The 25380-nt window shown below is 47.9% G+C and carries 23 protein-coding genes and 1 pseudogene; 19 read left to right on the top strand and 5 right to left on the bottom strand.

Features of this window, described 5'->3' with window-relative positions:
• Positions 1 to 3 precede the first annotated feature (3 nt).
• From VFH06_02645 to VFH06_02675, 7 genes are read left to right on the top strand one after another with little or no spacing between them, the layout of a single operon-like run.
• Positions 4 to 753: a TatD family hydrolase gene (locus VFH06_02645; GenBank protein ID HET6746980.1), complete on the top strand. Its 750-nt coding sequence runs from the start codon at positions 4 to 6 to the stop codon at positions 751 to 753.
• A 49-nt stretch (positions 754 to 802) separates the two neighbouring features.
• Entirely contained in the window at positions 803 to 1063 is a 261-nt protein-coding gene (locus VFH06_02650; GenBank protein HET6746981.1) for a hypothetical protein, read from the top strand.
• Positions 1064 to 1074: 11 nt separating this feature from the next.
• Positions 1075 to 1509 carry a hypothetical protein gene (locus VFH06_02655; GenBank protein HET6746982.1) on the top strand — a complete coding sequence of 145 codons (435 nt, stop codon included), beginning with the start codon at positions 1075 to 1077 and terminating at the stop codon, positions 1507 to 1509.
• 38 nt (positions 1510 to 1547) lie between these two features.
• A complete protein-coding gene (locus VFH06_02660) occupies positions 1548 to 2702 on the top strand; it encodes a cysteine desulfurase family protein (protein HET6746983.1) in 1155 nt (384 codons plus the stop codon).
• Positions 2699 to 3301: a YdcF family protein gene (locus VFH06_02665; protein ID HET6746984.1), complete on the top strand. Its 603-nt coding sequence runs from the start codon at positions 2699 to 2701 to the stop codon at positions 3299 to 3301. The genes VFH06_02660 and VFH06_02665 overlap by 4 nt, the downstream gene beginning before the upstream one ends.
• Positions 3298 to 4341, top strand: coding sequence for a tRNA 2-thiouridine(34) synthase MnmA (mnmA, locus tag VFH06_02670; GenBank protein ID HET6746985.1), 1044 nt, complete (start codon positions 3298 to 3300; stop codon positions 4339 to 4341). Before VFH06_02665 ends, mnmA begins: the two co-directional genes overlap by 4 nt.
• Positions 4342 to 4396: 55 nt before the next feature.
• On the top strand, positions 4397 to 4555 hold the full coding sequence (locus tag VFH06_02675; protein ID HET6746986.1) for a hypothetical protein: 159 nt from the start codon (positions 4397 to 4399) through the stop codon (positions 4553 to 4555).
• Positions 4556 to 4660: 105 nt separating this feature from the next.
• On the opposite strand, the gene VFH06_02680 is transcribed toward VFH06_02675, so the two are convergent.
• The gene (locus tag VFH06_02680) at positions 4661 to 4903 is read right to left on the bottom strand and encodes a hypothetical protein (protein ID HET6746987.1); all 243 of its coding nucleotides are present in this window, start codon (positions 4901 to 4903) and stop codon (positions 4661 to 4663) included.
• A 100-nt stretch (positions 4904 to 5003) separates the two neighbouring features.
• Here VFH06_02680 and VFH06_02685 point away from each other — a divergent pair, with 100 nt between their 5' ends.
• Positions 5004 to 6893, top strand: coding sequence for an alanine--tRNA ligase (locus VFH06_02685; GenBank protein ID HET6746988.1), 1890 nt, complete (start codon positions 5004 to 5006; stop codon positions 6891 to 6893).
• Between the two features lie 85 nt (positions 6894 to 6978).
• Here the strand turns inward: VFH06_02685 and VFH06_02690 are convergent, their stop codons facing one another.
• The gene (locus VFH06_02690; GenBank protein HET6746989.1) at positions 6979 to 7329 is read right to left on the bottom strand and encodes a hypothetical protein; all 351 of its coding nucleotides are present in this window, start codon (positions 7327 to 7329) and stop codon (positions 6979 to 6981) included.
• A 148-nt stretch (positions 7330 to 7477) separates the two neighbouring features.
• On the opposite strand from VFH06_02690, the gene VFH06_02695 reads away from it, so the two are divergent.
• The 8 genes from VFH06_02695 (at position 7478) to sbcB (ending at position 17815) form a co-directional block, all read left to right on the top strand.
• Positions 7478 to 8743: a cell division FtsA domain-containing protein gene (locus VFH06_02695; GenBank protein ID HET6746990.1), complete on the top strand. Its 1266-nt coding sequence runs from the start codon at positions 7478 to 7480 to the stop codon at positions 8741 to 8743.
• Position 8744: 1 nt separating this feature from the next.
• Positions 8745 to 10391 (top strand): hypothetical protein, encoded by a 1647-nt coding sequence (locus VFH06_02700; GenBank protein HET6746991.1) that lies wholly within the window; start codon positions 8745 to 8747, stop codon positions 10389 to 10391.
• Positions 10378 to 10785, top strand: a complete 408-nt coding sequence (ruvX, locus tag VFH06_02705) for a Holliday junction resolvase RuvX (protein HET6746992.1) — start codon at positions 10378 to 10380, stop codon at positions 10783 to 10785. Before VFH06_02700 ends, ruvX begins: the two co-directional genes overlap by 14 nt.
• A complete protein-coding gene (gene mltG / locus VFH06_02710) occupies positions 10782 to 11993 on the top strand; it encodes an endolytic transglycosylase MltG (GenBank protein ID HET6746993.1) in 1212 nt (403 codons plus the stop codon). Before ruvX ends, mltG begins: the two co-directional genes overlap by 4 nt.
• 388 nt (positions 11994 to 12381) lie before the next feature.
• Positions 12382 to 13527, top strand: a complete 1146-nt coding sequence (locus VFH06_02715) for a CHAP domain-containing protein (GenBank protein ID HET6746994.1) — start codon at positions 12382 to 12384, stop codon at positions 13525 to 13527.
• Positions 13528 to 13593: 66 nt separating this feature from the next.
• A complete protein-coding gene (gene obgE, locus VFH06_02720) occupies positions 13594 to 14877 on the top strand; it encodes a GTPase ObgE (GenBank protein ID HET6746995.1) in 1284 nt (427 codons plus the stop codon).
• A 79-nt stretch (positions 14878 to 14956) separates the two neighbouring features.
• Positions 14957 to 15640 carry a cupin domain-containing protein gene (locus tag VFH06_02725; protein HET6746996.1) on the top strand — a complete coding sequence of 228 codons (684 nt, stop codon included), beginning with the start codon at positions 14957 to 14959 and terminating at the stop codon, positions 15638 to 15640.
• A gap of 741 nt (positions 15641 to 16381) precedes the next feature.
• Positions 16382 to 17815 (top strand): exodeoxyribonuclease I, encoded by a 1434-nt coding sequence (sbcB, locus tag VFH06_02730; protein ID HET6746997.1) that lies wholly within the window; start codon positions 16382 to 16384, stop codon positions 17813 to 17815.
• On the opposite strand, the gene VFH06_02735 is transcribed toward sbcB, so the two are convergent.
• The gene (locus VFH06_02735) at positions 17812 to 18108 is read right to left on the bottom strand and encodes a hypothetical protein (protein HET6746998.1); all 297 of its coding nucleotides are present in this window, start codon (positions 18106 to 18108) and stop codon (positions 17812 to 17814) included. The two genes, sbcB and VFH06_02735, sit on opposite strands and share 4 nt — an antisense overlap.
• Before the next feature lie 171 nt (positions 18109 to 18279).
• Here VFH06_02735 and VFH06_02740 point away from each other — a divergent pair.
• Positions 18280 to 19068, top strand: a pseudogene (locus VFH06_02740) (inositol monophosphatase family protein).
• Positions 19069 to 19186: 118 nt separating this feature from the next.
• Positions 19187 to 22006 (top strand): excinuclease ABC subunit UvrA, encoded by a 2820-nt coding sequence (gene uvrA / locus VFH06_02745; GenBank protein HET6746999.1) that lies wholly within the window; start codon positions 19187 to 19189, stop codon positions 22004 to 22006.
• Positions 22007 to 22070: 64 nt separating this feature from the next.
• Here uvrA and VFH06_02750 read toward each other — a convergent pair whose 3' ends face one another.
• The gene (locus tag VFH06_02750; protein ID HET6747000.1) at positions 22071 to 22781 is read right to left on the bottom strand and encodes a VTT domain-containing protein; all 711 of its coding nucleotides are present in this window, start codon (positions 22779 to 22781) and stop codon (positions 22071 to 22073) included.
• Positions 22782 to 22845: 64 nt separating this feature from the next.
• Here VFH06_02750 and VFH06_02755 point away from each other — a divergent pair, with 64 nt between their 5' ends.
• Positions 22846 to 23577, top strand: a complete 732-nt coding sequence (locus VFH06_02755) for a 50S ribosomal protein L25 (protein HET6747001.1) — start codon at positions 22846 to 22848, stop codon at positions 23575 to 23577.
• A gap of 28 nt (positions 23578 to 23605) precedes the next feature.
• Here VFH06_02755 and VFH06_02760 read toward each other — a convergent pair whose 3' ends face one another.
• Positions 23606 to 25378, bottom strand: coding sequence for an ABC transporter ATP-binding protein (locus VFH06_02760; GenBank protein ID HET6747002.1), 1773 nt, complete (start codon positions 25376 to 25378; stop codon positions 23606 to 23608).
• Between the last annotated feature and the right edge of the window lie 2 nt (positions 25379 to 25380).

The raw sequence follows: 25380 nt of genomic DNA on the forward strand, positions 1-25380 counted from the left end.
ACTATGCTGGTCGACACCCACTGCCATATTCACGAACCAAACTATCAGCTTAATGCGGACGAGACGATCGCTCGGGCGAATGCGGCGGGTGTTACCGCGATGATTTGTGTCGGTACGAGTGAAACAAGCTCAAAGCAAGCGGTGGAATTTGCGGCCACACGTGAGGGTGTGTATGCTGCCATCGGTGTTCACCCTCACGATACAAAGGATAATTGGCGAGGCATTTTTGGACTGGCTGATACCCCAAAAGTAATAGCTGTAGGAGAAATTGGGCTCGACTATTATTATAACCATAGTCCGCGTGAGATTCAGCTAAAAGCGCTCGAGGAGCAGTTGGATTTTGCATTAAAACACGACTTACCTGTTATTTTTCATGTGCGCGAGGCATTTGACGATTTTTGGTCGGTGTTTGATAATTTCCACGGCATAAGGGGCGAATTACATAGTTTTACCGACTCAATGGCGCATTTGGAGGAGGGGTTGAAACGAGGCCTGTACATAGGTGTCAACGGAATCAGTACGTTTACGAAAGACACAAAGCAAAAAGAGATGCTTGCCAGCATTCCGCTTGATAAAATGCTTCTAGAAACAGATGCCCCCTTCTTGACGCCAGCGCCACTCCGTGGTAAAGTAAATGAGCCAGCGTTTGTACGGCACGTAGCGGAATTTCATGCTCATGCTCGCGGTATTTCACTCGATGAAATAGCCACCGTGACAACGGCAAACGCTCGTGTAGTATTTACACTATCTTAAAACAAACACCTCTTTAACTAACCGATCCCCGGAGGAAGCGGGTTTTATTATGTCTGAAACTAACAACCACTTACCAGGCTACAAATTTGAGACAGGCGGCGAAGTTCGCGTTGATTTCCATATGGCAAGTGAAGATCTTTCCTCGTGGCAAGAAGGTCGGGAAATTGCCGATGCACGAGTGCTTGTTGAGCAAGCCCAGGCAAAAGAGGTAAAACTGACAGAACGAGACATTGCGCTTGGTTTGGGTCAGCGTGTTCTGACAATCCGTCGCTGGAAAGCATCTGATGTCGAGGAATTCTCTAAGAACTAGTAGGATAGATTGTGAGTGTTTTTTCTAAAGTACTGAAACTAATAACCGGTGATCCCATGTCACCTTCGCTAAAAGTTCCCAAAAACCGTCCTCTTAAAAAACTTACCGAGCGTGAGCTTCTCCAAATGGAGAGCGAAATCGGTGCTAAGTTATTTGGTGATGTGCCTGCTGGACACCGTCGTGAGTTCTTTTGTTTCGATGAAAAGACCTGGATTTGGTATGAAGAATGGAAAGATGCAAAGACCGGAAAACTCCACAATACGACTACTCGTTATGAAGTCCACGAAAAAGGCATTCTCAAAGTTCAGGAAGGAGCGCGCTACTCATTTATTGAAGGCGACGAGCTCAAAAACCTGATTGCTGCTATGACAATGTACTACGAGCAAGTTGCGCGTCACGTATACGGATTCGATCCAAAAACCGGGCTGCCTCTCCAGGTGGCGTAAGCTCGTTCGCGAAAGGGATAAATGCTATACTAAATACAATGATGGACGAGCCTATCTATCTTGATCATGCCGCTGCAACCCCGCTTGATCAGCGGGTATTTTTAGCGATGGAGCCCTATTTTTCACAGTTGTTTTACAATCCTTCCAGCCCGTACGCGCCCGCGATTTCTGTCCGCCGGGACTACAATGAGGCAAAGGCTGTGATTGCAAAAACTATCGGTGCAAAGTCCGATGAATTGGTAATGACAGCAGGCGCGACAGAATCGATTAATTTAGCATTCGGAAGCATTGGCGGCCATATAGTTACGGCAGCGATTGAACACCATGCGGTGCTTGAAGCGGCTAAGCGATATGACCACACGATCGTACCGGCTGATAAAAGGGGCATTATTTCTGCCGATGTTATTAAAAAAGCAATCACGCCCAAAACGCGGCTGGTCAGTGTTGCACTTGCTAATAATGAGATTGGAACCGTACAGCCACTTCGTGATATCGCTCAAATTATAAAAGGAGAGCGCGAAAGGCGTCTTAAGGAAGGTGATACGACACCTCTCTATCTTCATAGCGATGCGTCCCAAGGAGCTGGCTTGCTTGATATTCATGTTGCTCGGCTGGGTATTGACCTGCTGACGTTGAACGCGGGAAAAATCTATGGACCAAAACAAGTCGGGCTTCTGTTTGCCGCATCACACGTTCGTCTTGCGCCGCAGATTGTGGGTGGCGGTCAGGAGCGAGGACTTCGTAGCGGTACAGAAAATGTTGCTGGTGTTATTGGTTTTGCCCGGGCTATACAACTTGCCGAGGCAGGACGAAAAACAGAAGTCGAGCGGCTTCATCAGCTGCGAAATAATCTGGAGCAGCGGCTCATAACGGCGTTTCCCGATGCGGTCATTTCGGGTCATTCTAAACGCCGGTTACCTGGTCATCTTCACATTTCGTTTCCTGGAATTGATGCTGAACGTCTCGTTTTTGCGCTTGAAATGCGTGGAATTTTGGTTGCAACCGGGAGTGCATGTGCCGCAAACAACGGGACGCGTTCGCATGTACTCACAGCTATAGGGCTTCCGGACGAAGTGGCCGACGGGAGCCTTCGCCTCACGTTAGGTCATCTTTCGAATAAAGAAAATACAGTGCGAGCGGCCGATGGAATCATAGAAGAAATTCAGCGCGAGAAAGAGCGGGTTGCACGATGAAAACGATCATCGGAATCATTCTCGTCTTTGTCGGTATCGTTATCGGACTAAGTATATATTTGACACCAAATGATCTCGCCGGGTGTGGCTCTGAACCAAGTACGACAAAGCCATGCCAAGCTGCGGATGCAATCGTGGCAGTAAGCGGTGGCGACACGCTTGCGCGGACACGCGAAGCGATCGCACTATATAAGAGCGGATGGGCGCCGAAGCTCATTTTTTCTGGAGCAGCTCAAGATAAATCTGGCCCAAGTAACGCCGAAGTGATGCGTCGTGAGGCGAGAAGTGCTGGAGTGCCGGATAGTGACATTATCACCGAAGAACTTAGCGCAACCACAAAAGAAAACGCAGAAAATACCCAAACCATCTTCACGCGCAACGAAATTTCTTCAGTTATTTTGGTAACGTCCGCGTATCATCAGCGCCGGGCTGGGCTCGAATTTGCAGCCCGTGCGAAAGGGGCGGTGAATGTGCGAAATCATCCTGTCGCGCAAGATAATCAATGGTCATCATTGTGGTGGCTGACGCCTACTGGTTGGTATCTTGCTATCGGCGAGCTTATTAAAATCATCGCTTTCTATGTGGGAGGTTCCAGATGACAAAAGTGTATGTTGGTATGAGCGGCGGTGTCGATAGCAGCCTTACGGCCGCACTCCTAAAGGAGGAAGGCTATGATGTTACTGGTGTCTACATGAAGAACTGGACGCAAGATCTGCCTGGGATGAAGTGCCCGTGGGCAGATGATTTGGCGGATGCAAAACGCGTGGCTGTACAACTTGGTATTGATTTTAAAGTATTTGATTTTGAGAATGAGTACAGGCACAAAGTGGTCGATTACATGATTGAAGAATATAAGCGCGGCCGAACACCCAACCCCGATATCATGTGCAACCAAGAGGTAAAGTTCAAGCTTTTTTTGGAGGCGGCGCTTGAGGACGGAGCGGACCTGATTGCAACCGGACACTATGCCCAAACTGAAAACGGCATATTAAAACGAGCGATTGATGACAATAAAGATCAGACATACTTCTTGTACCGAGTGACCGGCGAAGCACTCAAAAAAACACTCTTTCCACTCGGAAAATTTACAAAACCTGAAGTCCGTGAAATGGCAAAAGTGCGTGGCCTATTTACGGCAAGTAAAAAAGATAGTCAGGGGATTTGTTTTGTCGGCAAAATTGGTATCAGGGAATTCTTAAGCCAATACGTTGAAAAAAAACCGGGCGCGATCATCGATAAGCAGACCGGTAAAATACTGGGCATGCACGACGGGGCAATATTCTATACCTTGGGGCAGCGCCATGGTCTGGAAGTTGGTGGTGGTTTACCATATTACGTCGTAGGCAAAGACATGAAGAAGAATGAAGTCTATGTCACTACGGACTTGAATGACTCCACGTTGTGGAAGCGAACGGTTTTACTCAGCTCAGTCCATTGGATCAACGAAAAGCCCGAGGAAGGATCGTACCAAATCCGTATTCGGCATCGCGCGTCACTAGAAAAAGCGAAGCTCCAATTTATTGATAACGATGTTATGCTAGAGCTTGCCGATGAGCAGCGGGCAGTCGCTCCCGGCCAGTCCGTCGTTATTTACGACAGCAATAAAGTGCTCGGCGGCGGTATTATCTCTGCCAATTAAGTTTTTTATCAGAAAAAGTCGCTATACTGTAATCCTTAAGTAAAGGAGCACAATAATGAGTTTTTTTGATGACATCAAAGCCAAAGCAGAGGAGCTACTCGGCAATTCAGGAGAAGATGTACGCACTACCATCGAGGATATGACAGGGAACGTTACAGATATCACGGGTCAAGTCCAGGATTCGCTTTCGGGCGAAAAGAATGAGAATGAATAAAGGCCGCAGGCTACAACGATAGGCGATAAGGATTTTGCCCCCTCTTCACCTCTCGTTGTAGCCACACGGCCTCTTCCGACTTCCTTTTAGAGTCGGGCGTCAGTACTACAGCGACTTGAGAAATGGCATCGCGAACATGACGAATGCAGCGTAGAGAACGGCGAAAACCAGCATCGCGATCGCGCCGTTCCGTGCCCACTCCGACTTTCCCTTGCTCACCACTGCCATGATGACGAAAAAGGCGAACAAAAGGATGGAGTACCAGCCCCAGTCGATGACACCGAAGTCGATCGTCACCTTACCGGGCTCCGGCGGAGCGGCTACCGCCAAACTGAGAATGAGATTCATCTCTCATCTCCCTTCATCTCGTCGGTACTAACGATTATTTCATTATGTCACATAAATTCTGCCTTTGTCAAAGCGTACACCTCTGTTATAATAGGGAAACATGAATGCACAACAAATCCGCACCGAATACTTAAAATTCTTTAATGACCGAAATCATACGGTTATTCCGCGGGCCAAACTTGTGCCATATAATGACCCAACTACACTTTTTACCGGTAGTGGTATGCAGCCACTCATTCCTTTCTTGCTGGGTGAAGAGCACCCAGGCGGCGTACGTCTTGTTGATAGCCAAACGTGTATTCGGGCTCAGGATATTGAGGAGGTGGGTGATCGCACGCATACGACATTTTTTGAAATGTTGGGTAACTGGAGCCTTGGTGATTACTTTAAAGAGCAGCAGATTCGCTGGTTTTTTGAATTCCTGACAGAAAAAGTCGGTCTGGACCCAAACAAGCTCTACGTTACGTGTTTTATCGGTGATGAGGCAAACAACATTCCACGCGATACAGAAGCTGCGGAAATCTGGCAGCAAGTATTTAAAGAAAAAGGTATTGATGCGAAAATCGCTGAAATTGGTTCTGGGAAAGATGGTGACGCGCGTGGCATCAAGCCTGGGGAGCGTATCTTTTACTACGACGACAGCGAAAATTGGTGGAGCCGCAATGGGGGTATTGCTACGACACCTATTGGCGATCCGTGCGGTCCTGACAGTGAAGTATTTTATGACTTTGGAGAGCAAAACCACAACCCCGAATTTGGCCTTGCTCATCCTGCGAGTGACGGCGGTCGGTTTATGGAAATCGGCAACCAGGTTTTCATGCAGTATCGTCGCAATGATGACGGCAGCTTCTCGCCGCTTGAAAAGCAGAATGTTGACTACGGCGGAGGCTTGGAGCGTATCGCAGCGGCTGCTATCGACAGCCCTGATGTTTATAAAATCAGCTTGCTGTGGCCAATAATTGAAAAGCTTCAAAAACTCTCTGGCAAGCAATACGAATCTCACACGAACGCGATGCGCGTGATTGCTGATCACCTGCGGGGTGCAACCTTCCTGGCTGTTGACGGCGTAAAACCAAGCAATAAAGAACAGGGCTATGTTATGCGACGGCTGCTTCGTCGTGCGATCCGCTTTGCTTTTGATCTTGGCATCGAACAGAATTTCCTAGAAGAAATTGTTCCGGTCATTGCCGACCTTTACACTGAAGATTACCCCGAGGTAAAACAAGCCCGCGATGAGATCATTGCCACGCTTGTAAAAGAAGAAAAAGCTTTCCGTCAGACGCTCCGAAAAGGACTAAAACAGATGGAAAAGTATGCGACTGAAGGACTTACTGGTGCTGAGCTATTTACCCTGTATGATACCTTTGGTTTTCCTGTAGAGCTCTCTACAGAAGAAGCTTTTAAGCGCAATATTACGCTGAGTCTTACGTGGCAAGAAGAATTCAAAGCTAAGATGCAAGAGCAGCGCGAACGTTCACAAACCGCCGCCAAAGGTACCTTCAAAGGTGGCCTCGGCGGTCAGACGCTCCAGCACAAAAAGTATCATACGGCTACTCACTTAATGTACCAAGCGCTTCGCGATGTCTTGGGTGATCATGTCGTGCAGCGAGGTTCAAACATCACCGAAGAACGTCTCCGGTTTGATTTTTCTCACCCAGAAAAAGTAACTCCAGAACAGCTCAAGCAGGTTGAGGATATCGTGAATGCGCAAATCGCAAAAGACCTCAAAATTTCGTTTGCCGAATATCCAACCAAAGTAGCAATTGAGGAAAAGGGCGCTCTGGGCCAGTTTGGTGACCGCTATGGAGACACGGTTAAAGTATACAAGATGATTGCTGATGACGAAGAAAAGCCATTCAGCTTTGAAGTCTGCGGCGGGCCTCACGTTGACCATACCCTTCAGCTGTTCGAGGATGGCAAAAAGTTCAAGATTATCAAAGAAGAAGCAAGTTCAGCCGGCGTTCGGCGCATTAAAGCCGTATTAGCGTAGTATGCAAAAAGCCGGGAGATAGTATCTACCGGCTCGTCTTCCGCTTGCCCGTCATCGTTGTCGGGCAAGCCCTCTTTTTTGGATGTCACCACGCGAGCGAGCGATTCCTGGCGCGTGCCTGGTGCGGCTCCATTCTCTTGACGACCTTCCCTGTCACGGCGATCGAATTGATGACGATACCCGCCACGCACAACAGCCAGCCGATCTCGTTCACGTAGATCCAAAGCTGCCATCCGATGGATAACGTCGTGAAACGCTCATCGAATACGAGTTTGGCGAGCGGACTGATCTGGTCGAGCGACCAGAAGCAGACGATCAGACAGAGGACCGATCCAACTTCTCGGCTCAGCACCGTGAGAATACTCGGCGGCACCGGCCGCCGGATACCCAGGGTGCGCGTGGGGATGGTAAGAGGTGCGATGTTCTTCCTGTTCATGAAAGCCTCACTCTCGATGGAAGATTAATTTAATTATAACATAAATTATAAAAAAAGTAAACATCAAGAAAGTGAGATATTTCATATGCACAAAGAACTTATAAGGGGTATTGGTATTTTGAAGCCGGTGGTATAATTGATACCAGTTATGGTTTTCGATAAATTGCGAAATAAAGTTCAGGATAAAACTATTGATAATTACGTAGTTGGTCTTGATATTGGAACAGAATATGTAAAGGCGCTTATTGCTAAGATTAACAATGACAACCTCGAAATCGTAGGGGTGGGCAGAGCACACCAAGCGATCAGTGATATGCATAGTGGCGCTATTGCCGATATTTCGGGGGTAGTAAAAAACTGCGAAGAAGCACTTGCAGATGCCGAAGATCAAGCGGGGTTACAGGCAAAGCGAGCGGTTATTGGTATCGCCGGAGAGCTGGTAAAAGGTGTCACAAATACTATCCGTTACCGTCGGCCGCAGCCCGATAAGCCGCTTGACGTTGCCGAAATGGAATTTATCATCGAAAAGGTACAAGAGCGCGCTCAGGGTAAGGCTCAGGCCCAGATCGCTCTTGAAACCGGTAACGAAGAAGTTGAGGTAAAGCTGGTTAACAGCGCGCTCGTGAGCATTCATATCGATGGCTACAAAGTATCCAACCCCATAGGGTTTCAAGGTCGGGACGTTGCCGTTCAAATCTATACGGCATTTGCTCCGATGGTGCATATTGGGGCACTAGAGCGAGTGGCAGACGAATTAGCGCTGGAGTTGGTTGCGGTTGCCGCCGAACCCTTTGCGGTGAGTCGAAGTGTGCTTGGTAACGATGCAAGTAGTAATTTCACCGCAATCTTAGTCGATATAGGAGGTGGAACGACAGACATTGCCGTCGTAAACGACGGCGGAGTTGAGGGAACGCGTATGTTTGGTATTGGTGGCCGAAGCTTTACGCGTACTATTGCAAGCGAAATGGAGCTTGGCTATCCCGAAGCTGAAAAACTCAAAGTTAATATTGAAAACTCTCAGATTAAACCAAGCGTCAAAAAGGAGGTCGAAGCGGCGGTCGATAAAACCCTCGATGTATGGCTTGCGGGTGTAGAGCTGGCGCTCAGTGAATTCGACTCGGTAGATCATTTACCAAACCGGATTCTATTATGTGGAGGTGGGGCAAGCTTGAAGCAGCTCACCGAAGCTCTCTCCGAGCGGGATTGGTGGAAAGAGCTGCCATTCACCAAGCGCCCAACGGTTCATCATATTTCCCCTGATGAAGTGATCGGTATCACAGACAACACTGGTGCCGCCAGCGACCATACTTTCATCACAGCCATGGGTCTTTTAAGAGTTGGCTATGATACAATGGTAGGCAGCACGGAAAGTGATACCATAAAAGAGAAACTTAACCGAATCCTTCGAATCTAACATGAATAAAGACGTCATATATATCGATGTAGAAGACGACATCACCGCGATTATCGGCAAGGTAAAAGACGCGAAAGAAAAAATTGTCGCACTTGTACCACCGAAAAGAGTGGGCGTTTTGCAAAGTGCGGTGAACCTTCGCCTGCTTTCGCGGGCTGCCGAGCAAGCAGATAAGAGACTTGTCGTCATTACGAATAACTCCGCCCTAACGGCGCTCGCCGCCGCGGCTAAAATTCCAATTGCTAAAAATCTTCAAAGCAAGCCGGAAGTGCCTGAAATTACGGCACTCGATGTTGATAACGAAGAAGATGTTATTGATGGTGCATCACTTCCTATAGGGGATCATGCCAGAACGGCTGGAGGCGCGCTTGGTAGTGCCGCTGTAAATGAAGCTATTCGAGAAAATGCGGCCGAAGACTCACCAAGAGCTGCGCCACCTACTCCGGGGAGTACTCCAGCTAAACCTCGCGTAAAGAGCGGTATTCGTGTACCTAATTTTAATAGTTTCCGTAAAAAGCTTATTTTTGGCATTGGCGGCGGCGTGTTGTTGGTTGCTTTCCTTATCTGGGCGATCTTTATTGCTCCGCGTGCTACAGTCATCATTACTGCTCGCACGACCGATTCGTCGGCGAATGCAAAAGTGGCGCTCGATCCAGCTGTCACGACGAGTTTTACAGCAAACAGCCTCAAGACGACCGTCCAACAGCAAAAGAAGGATGCCTCGGTAGAATTTGAAGCTACCGGATCAAAAGAGACAGGTGAAAAGGCAAAGGGCCAGATGACGCTTAATCGTACGTCCGTATCGAGCAATCCTATCTCGGTACCTGCCGGAACAAGTTTTAGCTATGGCAACTATACCTTTGTAAGCACTCAAAGCGCAACGTTGAATGGTACAACTATCGGTCCCGGCGGAATCGTCCAAGACTCTGCGACGGTTGGTGTTGTTGCCACGGCAATCGGTGACGACTATAACCTTTCGGCGCGAACATATCAATCAAGCGTCAGTGGGCTCAGCGCTCAAGGAAGCGATATGTCGGGTGGTAGTAAGCGACAAATCAAGGTGGTGAGTAACGATGACGTCCAAAAGGCGGCCGACCAAATTGCCCAACAAAGCAGTGATGACATAAAAAAGCAGCTCATGAAGCAGTTCGATGACACGTTTGTTGTGCTAGACCAATCGTTTAAGACGGATCGCGCTAACCCACAGGCTACGCCGGCTGTTGATCAGGAAGTGACCGCAGGAACCAAGCCCAAGCTGACTGTCAGTGTGACATACTCGCTATCTGGGGTAACCAAGGCAGATGTGAGTAAATATCTGGACGATTACTTCAAAAAACAGCTAGAGGGGACGAGTGACCAGCGAGTATACGACAACGGTAGTAGCAAGGCGACATTTAACGACCTTAATGCAAATGGCGCGGGCTTTACGGCTAATTTGGTTGCTACGGCCAAAATTGGACCAAAGATTGATGATAATGCCATTAAAGAGTCTGCCAAAGGAAAGCGCTACGGTGATATCCAGTCCTCGATAGAATCTATTCAGGGTGTTGATAATGTTGATGTGAAGTTCTTCCCTTTCTGGGTAAATGCTGCGCCAAACGATACAAATCGAATAAGCATAGAATTTAACCTGAATGGCGCTAAGTAAGACATACCTGGCGCTTGATGTGGGAGAGAAGCGTATCGGTGTCGCGGTGGGTGATACCATGGTGAAGATATCAGTTCCACTTGATACGGTTGAAGTAGATGGCAACGAAGTTGAAAAAATCGCCCGGCATATTGTACGGGAAAACCCGAACGCTGTTGTTGTAGGGTACCCTCGCAACCAGTCAGGTGAACCAACCGCTCAAACGACGTTTGTCGAAGCGTTTGCGGCCAAAATAAAAGATATTGCGCCCGAAATCATATTTCAAGATGAGTCATTAACCAGCGTATTGGCCGAAAACCGCCTTAAATCATATGGAAAACCGTACACGAAGGCTGATATTGATGCTCAGGCGGCGGCTCTCATTTTACAGGATTATTTGGAGCAGCATGCATGAATGACATTCTCCCTCCCAAGAGGCCGTTAAGTAGACCGGGTGGCGATGTTACACGTCGGCCTCGAACAGCACAAACCCCTGTGGCGAGCCTTCCTCCTCAACCACAGCTACCGCCCAAGCCTAATACCCCAGTTACTTCGACTCCAACGCAACAAGTGGCTCCAGCAGATTTAAAACCACCAAGAAAAGGTAAGAAAAAAGTAGTCATTTGGGTCATCGCTTCTATATTGTTTTGCATCGTAGCAATGGTCATCGCAGCATATATCTGGTATACCCAAGCGCTTCTTCCTGTTAATGCGAGCGACCAAAGCAAAGTGCGGGTAGAGATCGCCTCTGGGAGCTCACCGGATATAATTGGTAAAACACTTGAAGCTAAAAAACTTATAAAAAGCCAGGCTGCGTTTGATATCTATACACGAATTTCTGGGACGCGCTCTAAACTTCAGGCGGGTACGTATAATCTTTCGCCATCGGAGACGACAGAAGCTATCGTTTCTCACCTTGTCTCAGGGAAGGTTGATCAATACACTCTGACGTTCCTCCCTGGTGCAACTCTTCAGGAAAACAAAAAAGTCTTATTGAGTGCTGGCTTTAAGGGAGAAGATATCGATGCAGCATTTGTTAAAACGTACGACCACCCGCTTTTTACGGACAAACCCGAAGGTACGGACCTAGAAGGATATATATATGGAGAAACGTATGCTTTCAACAGTAGTGCGACACTTGAGTCTATTCTGATAACCACGTTCGATCACTATTATAAGGTAGTTAAGGAGGATAACCTTATTGATGGATTTAAACATCAAGGGTTAAATCTTTATCAAGGAATTACGCTTGCCTCTATCGTTCAGCGCGAAGTACCGACTTCTACTGACCAAAAGCAAGTGGCGCAGGTATTCTTTAAGCGGTTAAACACCGAGATGCAGTTAGGGTCCGATGTAACATACCAGTATGCGGCTAAAAAACTGGGAGTTGCGCCGACACCTAGCCTCGACTCGCCATATAACACCCGTAAGTATACCGGTTTGCCGCCCGGACCGATTGCTACACCGGGGCGATCGGCGCTCGATGCGGTAGCTAACCCGGCCAGCGGTGATTTCCTCTACTTCCTCAGTGGTGATGATGATAAGACATACTTCTCACATACCTCAGATGAGCATGAGGCGAATATTAGGGATCATTGTCAGGTGAAGTGCTCGATCTTGTAATTCTGGCTAATTCGCAAGCTCGGGTGATACTCGGCGGGGCAGCGCCCAGGGATCGGCTAATACAGTGAGGGTATTTGACAGAAAACACATTCTATAAAATAAATTGACATGTTTAGCAATAGTTGATAAAATAGGGGGTAGCACATTTGTGTGCTCGTCTACTCAGTATAGCTTTAGGGCTCTACCTGCGAGTGGGGAGTACGGGACATAAGTGAGCCTACCAGAATTGTCGTACGGATACTTGCTTTAAAGCATCTTCCCCTAATATCAGCTAATAAAAGGTCGATATGTATCCCGTTCTTTTGCGAGAAGAAAGACTCAGTACGGTAGACGCCTTTACAGTAATGTAAACGGCAGGAGAACGATTATTCGTGCATCAGATAATATCTTGGACTCATCCAAGGTTACCACTGCTGAGCTAAAACGTCAGATTTTTTCTCGACAGTTGGGCCACAAAAAGGCAAAATTATCACCGAAATCAACAACAATTGCGGCATATGCTGGAGTTTTCCTGCTTATCGTTTCTATGGTAGCGATCGGTTACCAACCACCTCAAAAAATGGATGTTGTCGCTAACGCGACGACAACCGACACGCAATCTGCCCTTACGACTCCTGAACAACCCTCGGTTGATCAGCTTGTTGCAACTAATGTTGCGGCCGGTATTGCTGAGCGTGCGGAGCTTCCAATTGCTTCAAACGTCGCCAACTTGTCCGTTTCGCTCTCTGCGGAAAGTGAACTTGCTCAGAGTAGCAATATCGTAAGTAAACCCCAGATTGTACAGCCGACCGCCGACGGTCGCGAGATGAAAAAATACACCTCAAAGGCTGGCGACACCGTTCAATCAGTTGCTCAGACTTTCGGGGTCTCTGCTGATACGGTTAAATGGGCTAATAACCTTGCCTCAGATGCTCTTGAGGCAGGTAAGCAACTGACCATTCCTCCAATAGATGGTATCGTGTATACCGTCAAAGAAGGTGACACAGTTGATAGTATTGCGGCTAAGTATCAAGCAGATAAGTCTCGTCTTGTGTCGTTTAACGACCTTGAGCTAGGAGGTTTGACCCCAGGTAAGTCGATTCTTATCCCTGGTGGTGTTCTACCTACTAACGAACGACCCGGTTACGTTAACCCACGGAGTGCAGCAAGCCAAGGTTCATACTATGGCGGCTACTCAACCGTTAACGCACAAATTGCACGTGCGTCTGCCGGTAACCGCTATGCGTTCGGTAACTGTACGTGGTACGCATACGAGCGTCGTCTTCAGCTTGGTCGACCAGTAGGCAGCTTCTGGGGTAACGCGGCAACATGGTCTATGTATGCTCGTGCTGCTGGCTACCGTGTGGATAATACCCCCGAGGTTGGAGCAGTAATGCAAAACGGCGGCGGCTATGGTCACGTGGCAATCGTTGAAAGTGTTAACTCCGATGGAAGCATTACTATTAGTGAGATGAACTATGCGGGTAACTTTAACCGCGTAACAAGTCGTACGGTAAGTGCCGGTACCGTTGGCGGATTCAACTACATTCACTAAAACTATGAGCGATAGAGGAACCGCCCCTGGGAATACAGGGGCGGTTTTGGTATAATAGAACTAAATATGTTTGTTGATACGGCAAAAGTGCTAGTTCAGGCAGGAAAAGGCGGCGATGGGGCCGTCAGTTTTCGGCACGAAATTTATGTAGATAAAGGCGGTCCAGATGGGGGTGATGGTGGCAAAGGTGGCGATGTTATCTTTGAAGCAACAGAAAACCTTAATACGCTCATTGACTTTCGTTTCAAACCTGAGTTAAAGGCAGAACCTGGAACGAATGGTTCAAAAGCTAACCGTCGGGGAAAATCAGGTGAAGATCTTATTGTAAAAGTACCGATGGGTACATTAGTAACTAAGAATGGTGTAATAATTGCCGATCTCACTAAGAATGGTCAGCGAAAAGTAGTAGCACAAGGTGGAGAGGGTGGCTTTGGTAACGCACACTTTAAGTCTTCTGTCCGGCAGACTCCTCGTATGGCTGAGCTTGGTGAGCCTGGCGATGCGTATGAGGCGGAGCTTGAGCTGAAGCTTTTGGCTGATGTGGGCCTCATAGGGTTCCCAAATGCGGGCAAATCGACCTTTCTTTCAGTAGTAAGTAATGCGCGGCCGGAGATCGCCGACTATGCTTTTACGACACTTACGCCAAATCTTGGAGTTGCCGATATAGATGACGGCAGCCTGTTGATTGCCGACATCCCGGGGCTTATTGAAGGAGCAAGTGAAGGCAAAGGACTTGGTGATGCGTTTTTGCGGCATGTTGAGCGCACCGCAGTACTTTTGCATCTTATTGACGGATATAGTAACGATGCCGGTGAAGCATATAAGACGATACGCCAAGAATTATTGCGGTATAGCGAAACGCTCGCCGAACGTCCTGAGGTGGTCGCTATCACAAAGACTGAGGGTCTTGACGACGATATTATTCAAATGCAGGTCGATGCAATTCGGGCCGTAGCGCCTAAGGCTGAAGTGTATGCTATTTCGTCGAGCGCACATAAGGGACTTAAAGAAGTACTTCGCGCCCTCCGAGGTAAAGTTCAGGCTGCGCGCCAGATCGAGGAAGAAATCAATGACGACATCGAGGAGACAACGGTTATCGGACTTTCTGGCGCTCAACTCGCAAACGCTTGGCAAGTTAATAAGGATGAAAATGGTATATTCAATGTAACCGGAGAGAAGATAGAGAAGTTTGCTCGTCGTACGGATTTTGCAAACTATGAAGGAGTCAATCGGCTTCGTGACATTATGAGCAAGATGGGTATTACCCATGAATTGAGACGTGCTGGTGCTGAGGGAAGCAGTACGATTCGTATTGGTAGGTATGAGTTTACGCTTGTTGAGACAGACTAATACACATAATATGTGTTGATTTATTAATTCCGGCGATATAGTATAGTTTCTGGACTATTACTACGGACGAGGAGGCGACATGAATTCGCTGATCGACTACATCGTGGAATGTGCGCAGGCGACCGAACGGACGCCATGGGAGGTAGAGCCGAAGGTTCAAAGGGGACTGGTACAGAATACGGGGTATTTTTTGCCTCGTAAGGTGTTGGCGCAGGTCTTCGAGTTTCCGGACATGTTTGGGCACAACGCAATCCTCTCGTATAAAGGGGGTGAATTCCCGGCGAGCATGTTAACCAGCGAGACCGCACTTCGTAGCTTTATGGACGAAAACGGTGCTTCGCTAGTAATTCCCGGATTGCAAAAGCTGAGCGAGCCGCTCCGAATGGTGTGCGAACGTGCATGCAACCAGACAGGCCTGGAAATGTTCGCAACAGGATTCGGTACGCCTGCCGGAAAAGAAGGGCTCGAGGTACACTGGGACATGGGCACGGTAGTCGTAGCCCAACTCGATGGTGTGAAGCATTGGCGGCTATGGCCGCCGGTTGTAAGAACACTCGAGGAGCTTCGTCAGCCGCGGCATATCACGCCGGAAGAAAAAACCGCCCAGCCCTTTCTCGAACTACAGCTTCAGCCGGGGGACGTACTGTTCCTCCCCCGAGGCTGGCTCCATACCGCCGCGTGTCGGGAAGTTTCGTCTTTTCATGTAAGTATTGGTGTTGTCCATGGAGACATGCGACGCCTAAAACTGCGCAGCATGTCGTAAGAGTCTGTGATTTCGGGGGTAAGTAAAAATGCCCCCGAAATCACTCAAAACTATTGACTTATTTTTATTAAAGTTATATAATTGAAGTATATTCAGTGAAACAAGTATTTCATCTGAGTTTTTAACAAGTTGAATATATGCAACGTGTGAGTGTAGATTTTTGGAATACAATATATATGCCAAAAACCTGCACTCACCGCAAAGGGCCCTTGCGGTCGGGAAGTGCAGCAACAAGCAGACGATTCTAAAGGATTGGATGGTTGCATGCGCGACCCGCCGTAGCGACTTTTGTTTTTGTCCGTGCGGTAACTCATGGCGCACTACCCCCCCTCGACAAAGCCGGCCTGTGATGGGCCAAAAGGGAGATCTAATGGAGATGCACCTGTGGCCTTAGGGTGTCTTTGGCTTTAGGTGTCCGGACACCTTTGGCTGAAGAGACCCGCCCCAACCCCAAAGCGATTGGCTGGCGGAAAACCAGCTAGTCACCGGCATAAGGCTTGCCGAGCTCGGATGTGATTTGACCAGACCTGTCCATGCGGTCGGCAAAGAGCAAGCTAGTACTGGGAGATCGGTAGAGCGCTTGTGACCCTTGTGGCTCTAAGTCGGGGAGAGGCGGCGACATATAATGCCGCTGCCTCTCCCCGCGCCTCGCATATATTCAACTTGCGCTTCCTTGCTCTGTGATGCTCGCCCTGGCGAGTTCTTTTTGTCCCAAAACAGATTTGCCTGTATGATAAAGAAATGGCACAGAGTTTTTTCTTTTATGACCTTGAAACAAGCGGACTCGATCCTCGCTCATCTCGAATTATGCAATTCGCTGGTCAGCGGACCGATATGAATTTGGAGCCGATCGGATACCCATATAATGTTTTGGTAAAGCTAAATGACGATACCTTGCCAAGCCCTGAAGCATTGATGGTAACTGGTATAACTCCGCAGGCGACTCAAGCTGATGGCTACACGGAAGCCGAATTTACGAAGATGTTGATGGGTGAAGTGTGTCAGCCGGGCACTATAATGGTAGGTTTTAATAATATTCGATTTGATGACGAGTTCGTGAGGGCGCTTTTGTGGCGGAATTTTTACGATGCTTACGAATGGGCCTGGAAAGAGTCGCGCTCGCGCTGGGATTTACTTGATGTTGTTCGTATGACGAGAGCGCTGCGCCCCGAGGGAATTAATTGGCCGGTCGTAGACGGTAAAGCAACGAACAGGCTTGAGCTTATTACGAAAGAAAATGGCATTGATCACTTTAAAGCGCACGATGCATTGAGCGATGTCGAAGCGCTTATCGCTGTGACAAAACTTATCAAAGAGAAGCAGCCGCGCTTGTACGAATATCTTCTTTCTATGCGCGACAAAAACAAAATCAAGGAGCTCGTTAATCTCGATAATAAAGAACCGTTCGTTTATTCAAGCGGTCGTTATAGTAGCGATTTTCACAAAACCACGGTAGCATTTCCGCTAACGTCGGGCAAAAATGGAAACGTCGTTGTTTATGATCTGCGTCATGATCCGAACTTATTTGTTAATTTAAATCCCGAGGACCTACGAAAAAAGTTTTATGCAACCTGGGAAGAACGAAAGGCAGAAGACTTTTTGCCGCTGCCCGTAAAAGAACTCCAGTATAACCGGGCCCCTGCCGTGGCTCCGCTTGGCGTATTGCAGCAGAACGATGGCTGGGTCAAGTTGGGTCTGAGCCCTGAAATTATAGAAGCACACAAAATGGCGCTGCTTCACGCGCCCCATTTTGCTGAAAATATTCGTTCGTTATACGAAAATCGGCCAGAATACAAAAAAGCGACGGATCCAGAAGCGCAACTGTATGATGGTTTTTTGAACGATCGTGACAAGTTAAAAAGTGAGACGATACGTAATGCTTCGGAGCGTGAACTTGCCGATTATCATCCAGAGTTTACAGACGAGCGCCTAGCGCCCCTACTCTTACATTATAAGGCGCGTAATTTTCCAAAGAGTTTAAGTGAAGATGAAGCATATGCCTGGGAAGCATGGCGCTCCGCGCATATTACGGCTCAGCTTCCACAATTCATGAAATCGTTGCAACGTCTCAGCGCAACCGAGACGTCTGATGAAAAACAATTCATTCTCCAGGAACTTCAACTGTGGGCCGAGAGTGTCATGCCGGCGGATATTGAGCGAGTTCCCGAAGATTAAATTTGGCTATATCGTCGCTTGGGAAGTTTTTTGCGAGTTGTTTTAACTTTTGCCAAAGCTTTTTCATTGAGGTTAAAGAAAAATTCAAGGACCGCGGCGCCTACAAACCATACGATAATGAGTGAGATAATGCCGAGGATCGCAAGATACATGGCATGCGACGGAATGGAATAGTTTGTGCCTGGCACAGCACCGGCAAGAAGAAGCATCATGAAACCTTCAAAAAAGCCAAATTGACCTAAAATAATAATTGCTGAACCGACCAGACAGGCCGTTATGATGACTTTTTGCATGTCCCTACCTCTTTTTTGTACTAAACTTTCCTAAAATATAGCAGCCCTGTCAAGATCATGCAAAGATAAGCAGTATAGTTTGCCTAAAGTATGCCAGGTGAGCCTTGACATACAACTTTATGGGTATACTATAAAGTAGTCCTTTTAGATTCTCATCTTATGGAGACCTTGATGGAACGGGAATTAGCGTTTGCAACCCATTTCGCCACTGGTGCGGGAAGATACATGTTTGCCACTCGAGACAGGGCGCTTGAGTCGCGGAAGCTAGATCGAACGGTGGTAACAAACATCGATCGTGAGCTCAACCCAGCATTCATTCGTGAAGTTCGGGCGGCGTTTGGCCGACACACGGTCGTGGTTGGCGAGGAAGAGTCGGCTGGCCATTTTGACAGCGGAAAAGCGTGGGTAATCGATCCCATTGACGGGACGGGTGAGTACGTCAACAGGTCCATCGCCGATGAGGCTCGCACGACATGTGTGGGGATTGCGCTGCTGGATGCTGGCGTCGCTCAGCTTTCGGTGGTATACAACCCCTGGCGCCAAGAAATGTGGGTAGCGGACCGAGCGTCGGGTAAGGCTAGCTGAAATGGCTGGACACTCGACTTGCGGTCCAAGCAGCGTGACCAATTGTCACCGCTCATGACCTATGACTTTTGTCATTGGGACAATGTGGCACCCGACACTCGGCTGCTGGAGGGCTACATGCACAATCCGCCGCTGGGCTACTACTCGGCCATCAGCCAGGTGTGTGCAGTCGCGGCGGGGGAGTCTGACCTTGCGGTTTTTCCGGGCGACACGCTTCATGACATCGCTCCGGGCGCATTGCTTGTCGAACTGGCAGGTGGTGTCATCTGTGACATCGCAGGTCGGCCGCGTGTTGATTTCTACGATCTGAGCGGTGGAACCATCTACGCTACCAACCAGAATGTCTGTGAAGGCGTGGCGCGTATTTTCGCATGATCCGACGTTCTCTATAAAGGATTAAGTTGTGGAGGCTTCGTTCACTAAAGAGGCCTCCACAACTACGCTACATTGCCGACTGGAAATAATGAGGTAAAACGTGATATAATAAGGCGTTATGCCAGAGGTTATTCGTGTTACTGGTGCTCGTGAGCACAATCTAAAAGATGTGAGCGTAGAAATTCCGCGTGACAAACTCGTAGTGATTACGGGACTTTCAGGGTCGGGTAAGTCTTCTCTTGCTTTTGATACAATTTATGCAGAAGGACAGCGCCGATATGTAGAGAGTCTTTCAAGCTATGCCCGGCAATTTCTTGGAATTATGGATAAGCCGGATGTCGATTCGATTGATGGTTTAAGCCCTGCTATTTCGATCGACCAAAAGTCAACGAGTCGGAACCCTCGTTCAACTGTAGCAACGGTAACTGAGATTTATGATTATCTTCGTCTTCTCTATGCGCGTATAGGTGTGCCGCACTGTCCAGTTTGCGGAAAGCCTGTCTCCCGCCGAACGCCACAGGCGATCATTGATGAAATTATGAAAATTGAGGCCGGTACACGGCTGATGATTCTGGCGCCGATTATTAAAGAAAAGAAGGGCGAATTTGCCCATATTCCTGAACAATATTCACGTCTTGGGTTTGCCAGAGCACGCGTTGATGGCGTGGTGTACGCATTGGATGAATTTCCTGAACTTCAAAAAAGTTACAAACACACAATTGAAATCGTTGTTGATCGTATTGCGATGGCCCCAGAGGTTATTAGCCGTGTAACACAATCTGTCGAACAAGCGCTTGAGATCGCTGATGGTGTCGTTGAGCTTTTAAACGCAGATACGAATGAAGTCATGACATATAGCCAACGCTATGCTTGCGTCGATCACCCTAATGAAGAGATTCCCGAGCTCGAGCCCCGCCTTTTCAGCTTTAATGCGCCGCAAGGAGCCTGTCCTGTATGTACGGGTCTTGGAAGTCGCCTTGAAGTTGATCCTGAGCTTGTTTTCAATCCCAACCTCACTATCGCAGAAGGCGCTATTCGTCCGTACAATCGGGTAAACAGCGATGCGTGGTATATGAAGCGACTAGCTAAGGTGGCTCAAGCTCATGGGTTCGATTTGCATGTCCCCGTGCGCGATCTTCGGGCTGATGATCTTGAAAAGGTACTGTATGGAACAGGCAACCAAAAGTATACGGTAGATATTGGCAGTGGGCGTTCGTATGAGTCTACGTACGAAGGAGTGATTCCCAACCTTGAACGTCGTCATAAAGAGACCGATAGCGAATTTATGCGAAAAGATATCGAGCGATTCATGCGTGAACGTAAATGTCATACTTGTGGCGGTGCTCGACTTAAACCGGTTGTATTGGCAGTGACTGTGCATGGCCTGAGTATTATGGATATTTGTAGCCTGGATGTTGATTCGGCCCTTGATCTTTTCAAGAATAATCTAAAACTTGATGAGAACGAGCAGTTTATCGCTCGCCAGATTATGAAGGAGATCACGGAACGTCTTGGCTTTATGAGCAATGTCGGTCTTAATTATCTTGAACTTGCACGTGCGGCAAACACACTTTCTGGCGGCGAAGCGCAGCGTATTCGGCTTGCTACGCAAATTGGCTCTGGTCTTCAGGGGGTGCTCTATGTTCTTGACGAACCGTCTATTGGATTGCATCAACGCGACAACGATCGTTTGATCGCGACCTTGAAACGCCTTCGTGATCTTGGCAATACGGTACTCGTTGTGGAACACGATGAAGATACGATTCGTCAAGCAGACTATCTGCTTGATATTGGACCTGGTGCGGGTGTTAATGGTGGTGAAGTAATTGCTGCGGGTACGCCTGGCGAAGTGGCAGCAAATGAACACAGTGTGACGGGTCGGTATCTTTCAGGCAATGAGCAGATTGAACTTCCTAAGAAACGACGCAAACTGGAAAAAGATCGAAAACTCATCGTGAAAGGTGCGCGCGAGAATAATCTTAAAAACGTTGATGTTGAATTTCCATTAGGAGTTATGACAGTCGTGAGTGGGGTGAGCGGAAGTGGCAAATCGACGCTAGTCAACGACATCTTAGCCAAAGAACTCTCGGCACAATTGCATCGTGCACAGACTGTACCAGGTGCTCATGATAATATCGAAGGCATTAAGCAGCTCGACAAGGCCATTGTGATCGATCAGTCGGCAATCGGCCGGACGCCGCGCTCCAATCCGGCAACGTACACGGGTGTTTTTACACCGATTCGTGAACTTTTTGCCGGCACGCCGGAAGCGAACATTCGTGGCTATAAGGCCGGACGTTTTAGTTTCAACGTTAAAGGCGGACGCTGTGAAAACTGCCAGGGCGATGGTGTCATTAAGATTGAAATGCACTTCTTGCCCGATGTATATGTAACTTGTGATGTTTGTCATGGTAAGCGTTATAATCGTGAAGCTCTTGAAATTAAATACAAGGAAAAGACAATCAGCGATGTTTTGGAGATGACCGTTGAACAGGCGGCAACTTTCTTTGAAAATGTACCGTCAATCGGTCGTAAGCTCGAAACGTTGGTTGAGGTGGGGCTTGGCTATATTAGGCTCGGACAACCGGCCACAACGTTTAGTGGCGGTGAAGCGCAGCGCATAAAGCTGGCAACTGAACTTTCTCGTCGTAGTACGGGGCGAACAATGTATATTTTGGATGAGCCGACAACTGGACTCCATAGTGCTGACGTAAAGCGACTGCTCGGTATTCTCCATAAGCTCATTGAAGGCGGCAATACGATGATTATTATCGAGCACAACCTGGATGTTATCAAATCGGCCGACCACGTTATTGATATGGGTCCCGAAGGCGGTGTCGGTGGTGGCACCGTGGTTGCAACCGGTACGCCGGAAGAAATCGTAAAAGTCTCGGCCTCATTTACCGGTAAATATCTCGAAGATCTTCTTACAAAGTAATATGCAAAACAATGTGTGTAATCGGCGTTTTGTTATATTAGGTTTTGAAAAGATAAAGCAAAAGCTATCGTCGCTTAAATAAACCGGCAAGTTCTCGCTTGGTAGCATCCCAAAACGTTGCGCGTTGCTCTTTATCTTTGAGCAAATGAATAAGGGCTGGTGCAATTGAAATGAGGATGATGAGCGCCACTACAGGTAAGATTACTTGATCGATATCAAGACCCAAGCTTGTAAACCAGCTCCCGAGGAAGTAGCCGAGATAGGTAATGCCTCCCGCCCAAAGAATACCTCCGATGAGGTTGTAGGCGAGGAAGGTAGTGTAGTTCATTTTTCCAACACCCGCGACAATCGGTGCGAAAGTGCGGACTACCGGGATAAAACGAGCGATGATGATTGTTTTTCCACCGTACTTTTCGTAAAACGCCTCGGCTCTTTGGATATTTTCTTGTTTGAAGAGGCGAGAATTTGGGCGGGTAAAAAGTCGACGCCCAATTCGTCGACCAAAAGTATATCCAACGCTATCACCCAGAACAGCGGCTACAAAAAGCAGCGCGACCAGGGCATGAATGTTAAAGTGCAGGATGCCAACGTTAACCAAGAAGCCTGCTGTAAAAAGAAGGCTATCCCCCGGAAGGAAGAAGCCGATAAGAAGACCCGACTCGGCAAAAATAACAAGGAGTACTCCCAGGACGCCCATACTTGATAAGATAGACTGAACGTCGATTCCAAGTAGTGCGCTAAAGAGAGTTGAGGTAGAAAGTAAATGGGAAAACATAGCCTTATTTTAGCATGCGAAAGGGGAATGGTATAATAAGAACGTACCGAATAGGAGGACCAAAGTGAACGACATTTCATTGAAATTATCAGAGCGGACGGTAACGGGTAAAAAAGTAGACAAAATACGCCACGAGGGCCTTGTGCCTAGTGTTGTATACGGAGGAAAGTCGACGCCACTTGCAACGCAATCTCAGTTTGTTGATACGACAAAGGTTGTGCGGTCGGCGGGCAAGCATTCTCCAGTCCATCTTGTTATAGACGGCAAGAAAAAACTTGCAATTATTAAATCCATTGATCGCGATCCGGTAAGGCATACGGTGCGTCATGTGGCATTTCACACGATCAAGCAAAACGAAGTTATTACGACCGAAGTGCCGATTATACTCATAGGAACAGGTGAAAGCGAAGCGGAAAAAGCTGGATTGGTTGTGCTTCAGGCTCTAGAAAAGGTAGAGATTAAGGCAAAGCCTGCCGATCTCCCGGAGAGTATAGAGCTGTCCATTACAGGTTTGGCTTCAACTGATGACAAGCTGACGCTTGCCGACATTACGCTTTCAGATGGGGTCGAGTTCGCAGATGCCGAACAAGACACTGAGCTTGTAGTCGCGAATGTTTACGAACCCTCTGCCCTTCAAGCGGCCAACGAAGCAGCTGGCGGTGACGCAGATGAAGAGACGGTTGTCGATGCTGAAAATGGTGAAGATACAGACCAAAACACTCAGGCTGAGGAAACCCGCCCGGGTGGCAAAGGACAAGACGAACCTAAGCAATCAAATGTTGACGCGAATAAATAGTAAGAATACTCCGCACCTGCGGAGTATTTTATTCTTCGATAAAGCCGCCGCTCTGGTGTTTCCAGAGTTTCGCGTACAATCCCCGGCTTTTTAGCAGTTCGTCGTGAGTTCCGTCTTCGACGACCTTACCCTCATTTAAAACGAGGATCCGATCCATTTTTTGGATGGTAGAGAGCCGGTGAGCGATCACGATCGTTGTTCTGTTTTTCATGAGTGAAGACAAAGCTTTTTGAATATAGACTTCGCTTTCGCTATCCAGTGCCGACGTTGCTTCATCGAGGACAAGGATCGGTGCGTCTTTTAAAATAGCTCGGGCTATTGCAATTCGTTGTCGCTGGCCACCGCTTAGTTTTACCCCGCGTTCGCCCACGATAGTTTCGTATTTAAGGGGTAGTTTTTCAATGAAGGTGTCGGCATATGCCAATTTTGCGGCCTTCTTTACGTCTTTGAGTGATGCATTCAAATTTCCGTAAGCTATATTTTCAAAGATGCTTCGATGAAACAGCAACGGTTCTTGAGGGACATAGGATATTGAATGACGAAGGCTTGTTTGAGTGATGGTGCGAATATCTTGGTCATCTATAGAAATACTTCCGCCCGTAACGTCGTCGAACCTGAGCAATAATCTGGTGAGGGTTGATTTTCCGCCTCCGCTTGGACCTACGAGCCCTACCTTCTGCCCGGCGGGGATCAAAATATCAAGTGAATCGAACACCTTCTCGTGAGTCTGATTATCCTGATAGGCAAAGCTGGCATTCTTCAGGTGGATTGACCCGTTTGTGACTCGGAGATCTTTTGCATTCGGTGCATCCCTTATCTCAACCTGCTCCAAGATAATGTTAGTCATCGTGCTAGCAGAGAGGAAAGCTTCTTCGACGTTACGAAGCATCGTAGCGACTTCAAAGAGCTTGTTTGTGAGAGATAAGGTATAAGCGAATGAGAAAATTCCTACACCAAGGACCAAAGGATTTTCGTGAACGAGATGAGCGATGAATGCGATAAAACATATCTGAAGTCCAAGTAGTATGGCCATCCGTCCGCTACCGGCAACACCCACACTTGTCCAGTCCTTAAGGCGAAGCATCCGCAAATTATCATTTAGTTTGAAATGGGCGGCAAGCTCATCTTTTTCCCTGGCAAAGGTTTTGACTGGCTGTGCGTTGACGACTGTATCGGATAAATTGGCGATTGTGCGGTCTTGTGCTCGCTTTCGCTCTGCCCGAAGACCAGAGCGGCGATGGCTATCGATGAAAATAAGCGTAATCGTTACTGCTGACACAGCAAATAGGGCAGCTCCCATTGCTGGTGAGTAGAATAACACAATACAAATGCCGATAATTAAGGTAAGGCTAAAGGGAATAATATTGATGTAAAAAGCATCAATAAGTTTGCCGAAGGCCTGACCGTATTCAAGGGCGTTATTAACGAGCTTACCACCGATATTATTAGTATGAAAGCCAACGCTACGCTTCAAGAGGGTTTCAAGAGCAAGGTCGACGGTATCGGCCTGCCCGTGAGCATTAAGCCTGATCGTGCTAATGAATCCTATCAAGTTACCTAGAACGCCCAGCGTGGCGGCGATGATAAGAGGAACAAAACTTCCGGAAATATCGCCGTGATTGGTAACGATATTCGCGAGTGTCTGGCTAATGAAAAGCGGAACCAGCACGACGATATTAACCGAGCCAATGAAAAAGACGAGCGAGAGCAGAAATAGCCTTCGATGCTTACTCCAAACGAGCTGCCAGAATATCCTCAGCGTTTCTTTTTCGTTAGCCGGTTTACGGGTTGTTTTTTTCACGA

This window comes from Candidatus Saccharimonadales bacterium (assembly GCA_035697325.1).
Classification (GTDB): domain Bacteria; phylum Patescibacteriota; class Saccharimonadia; order Saccharimonadales; family Saccharimonadaceae; genus JALRBM01.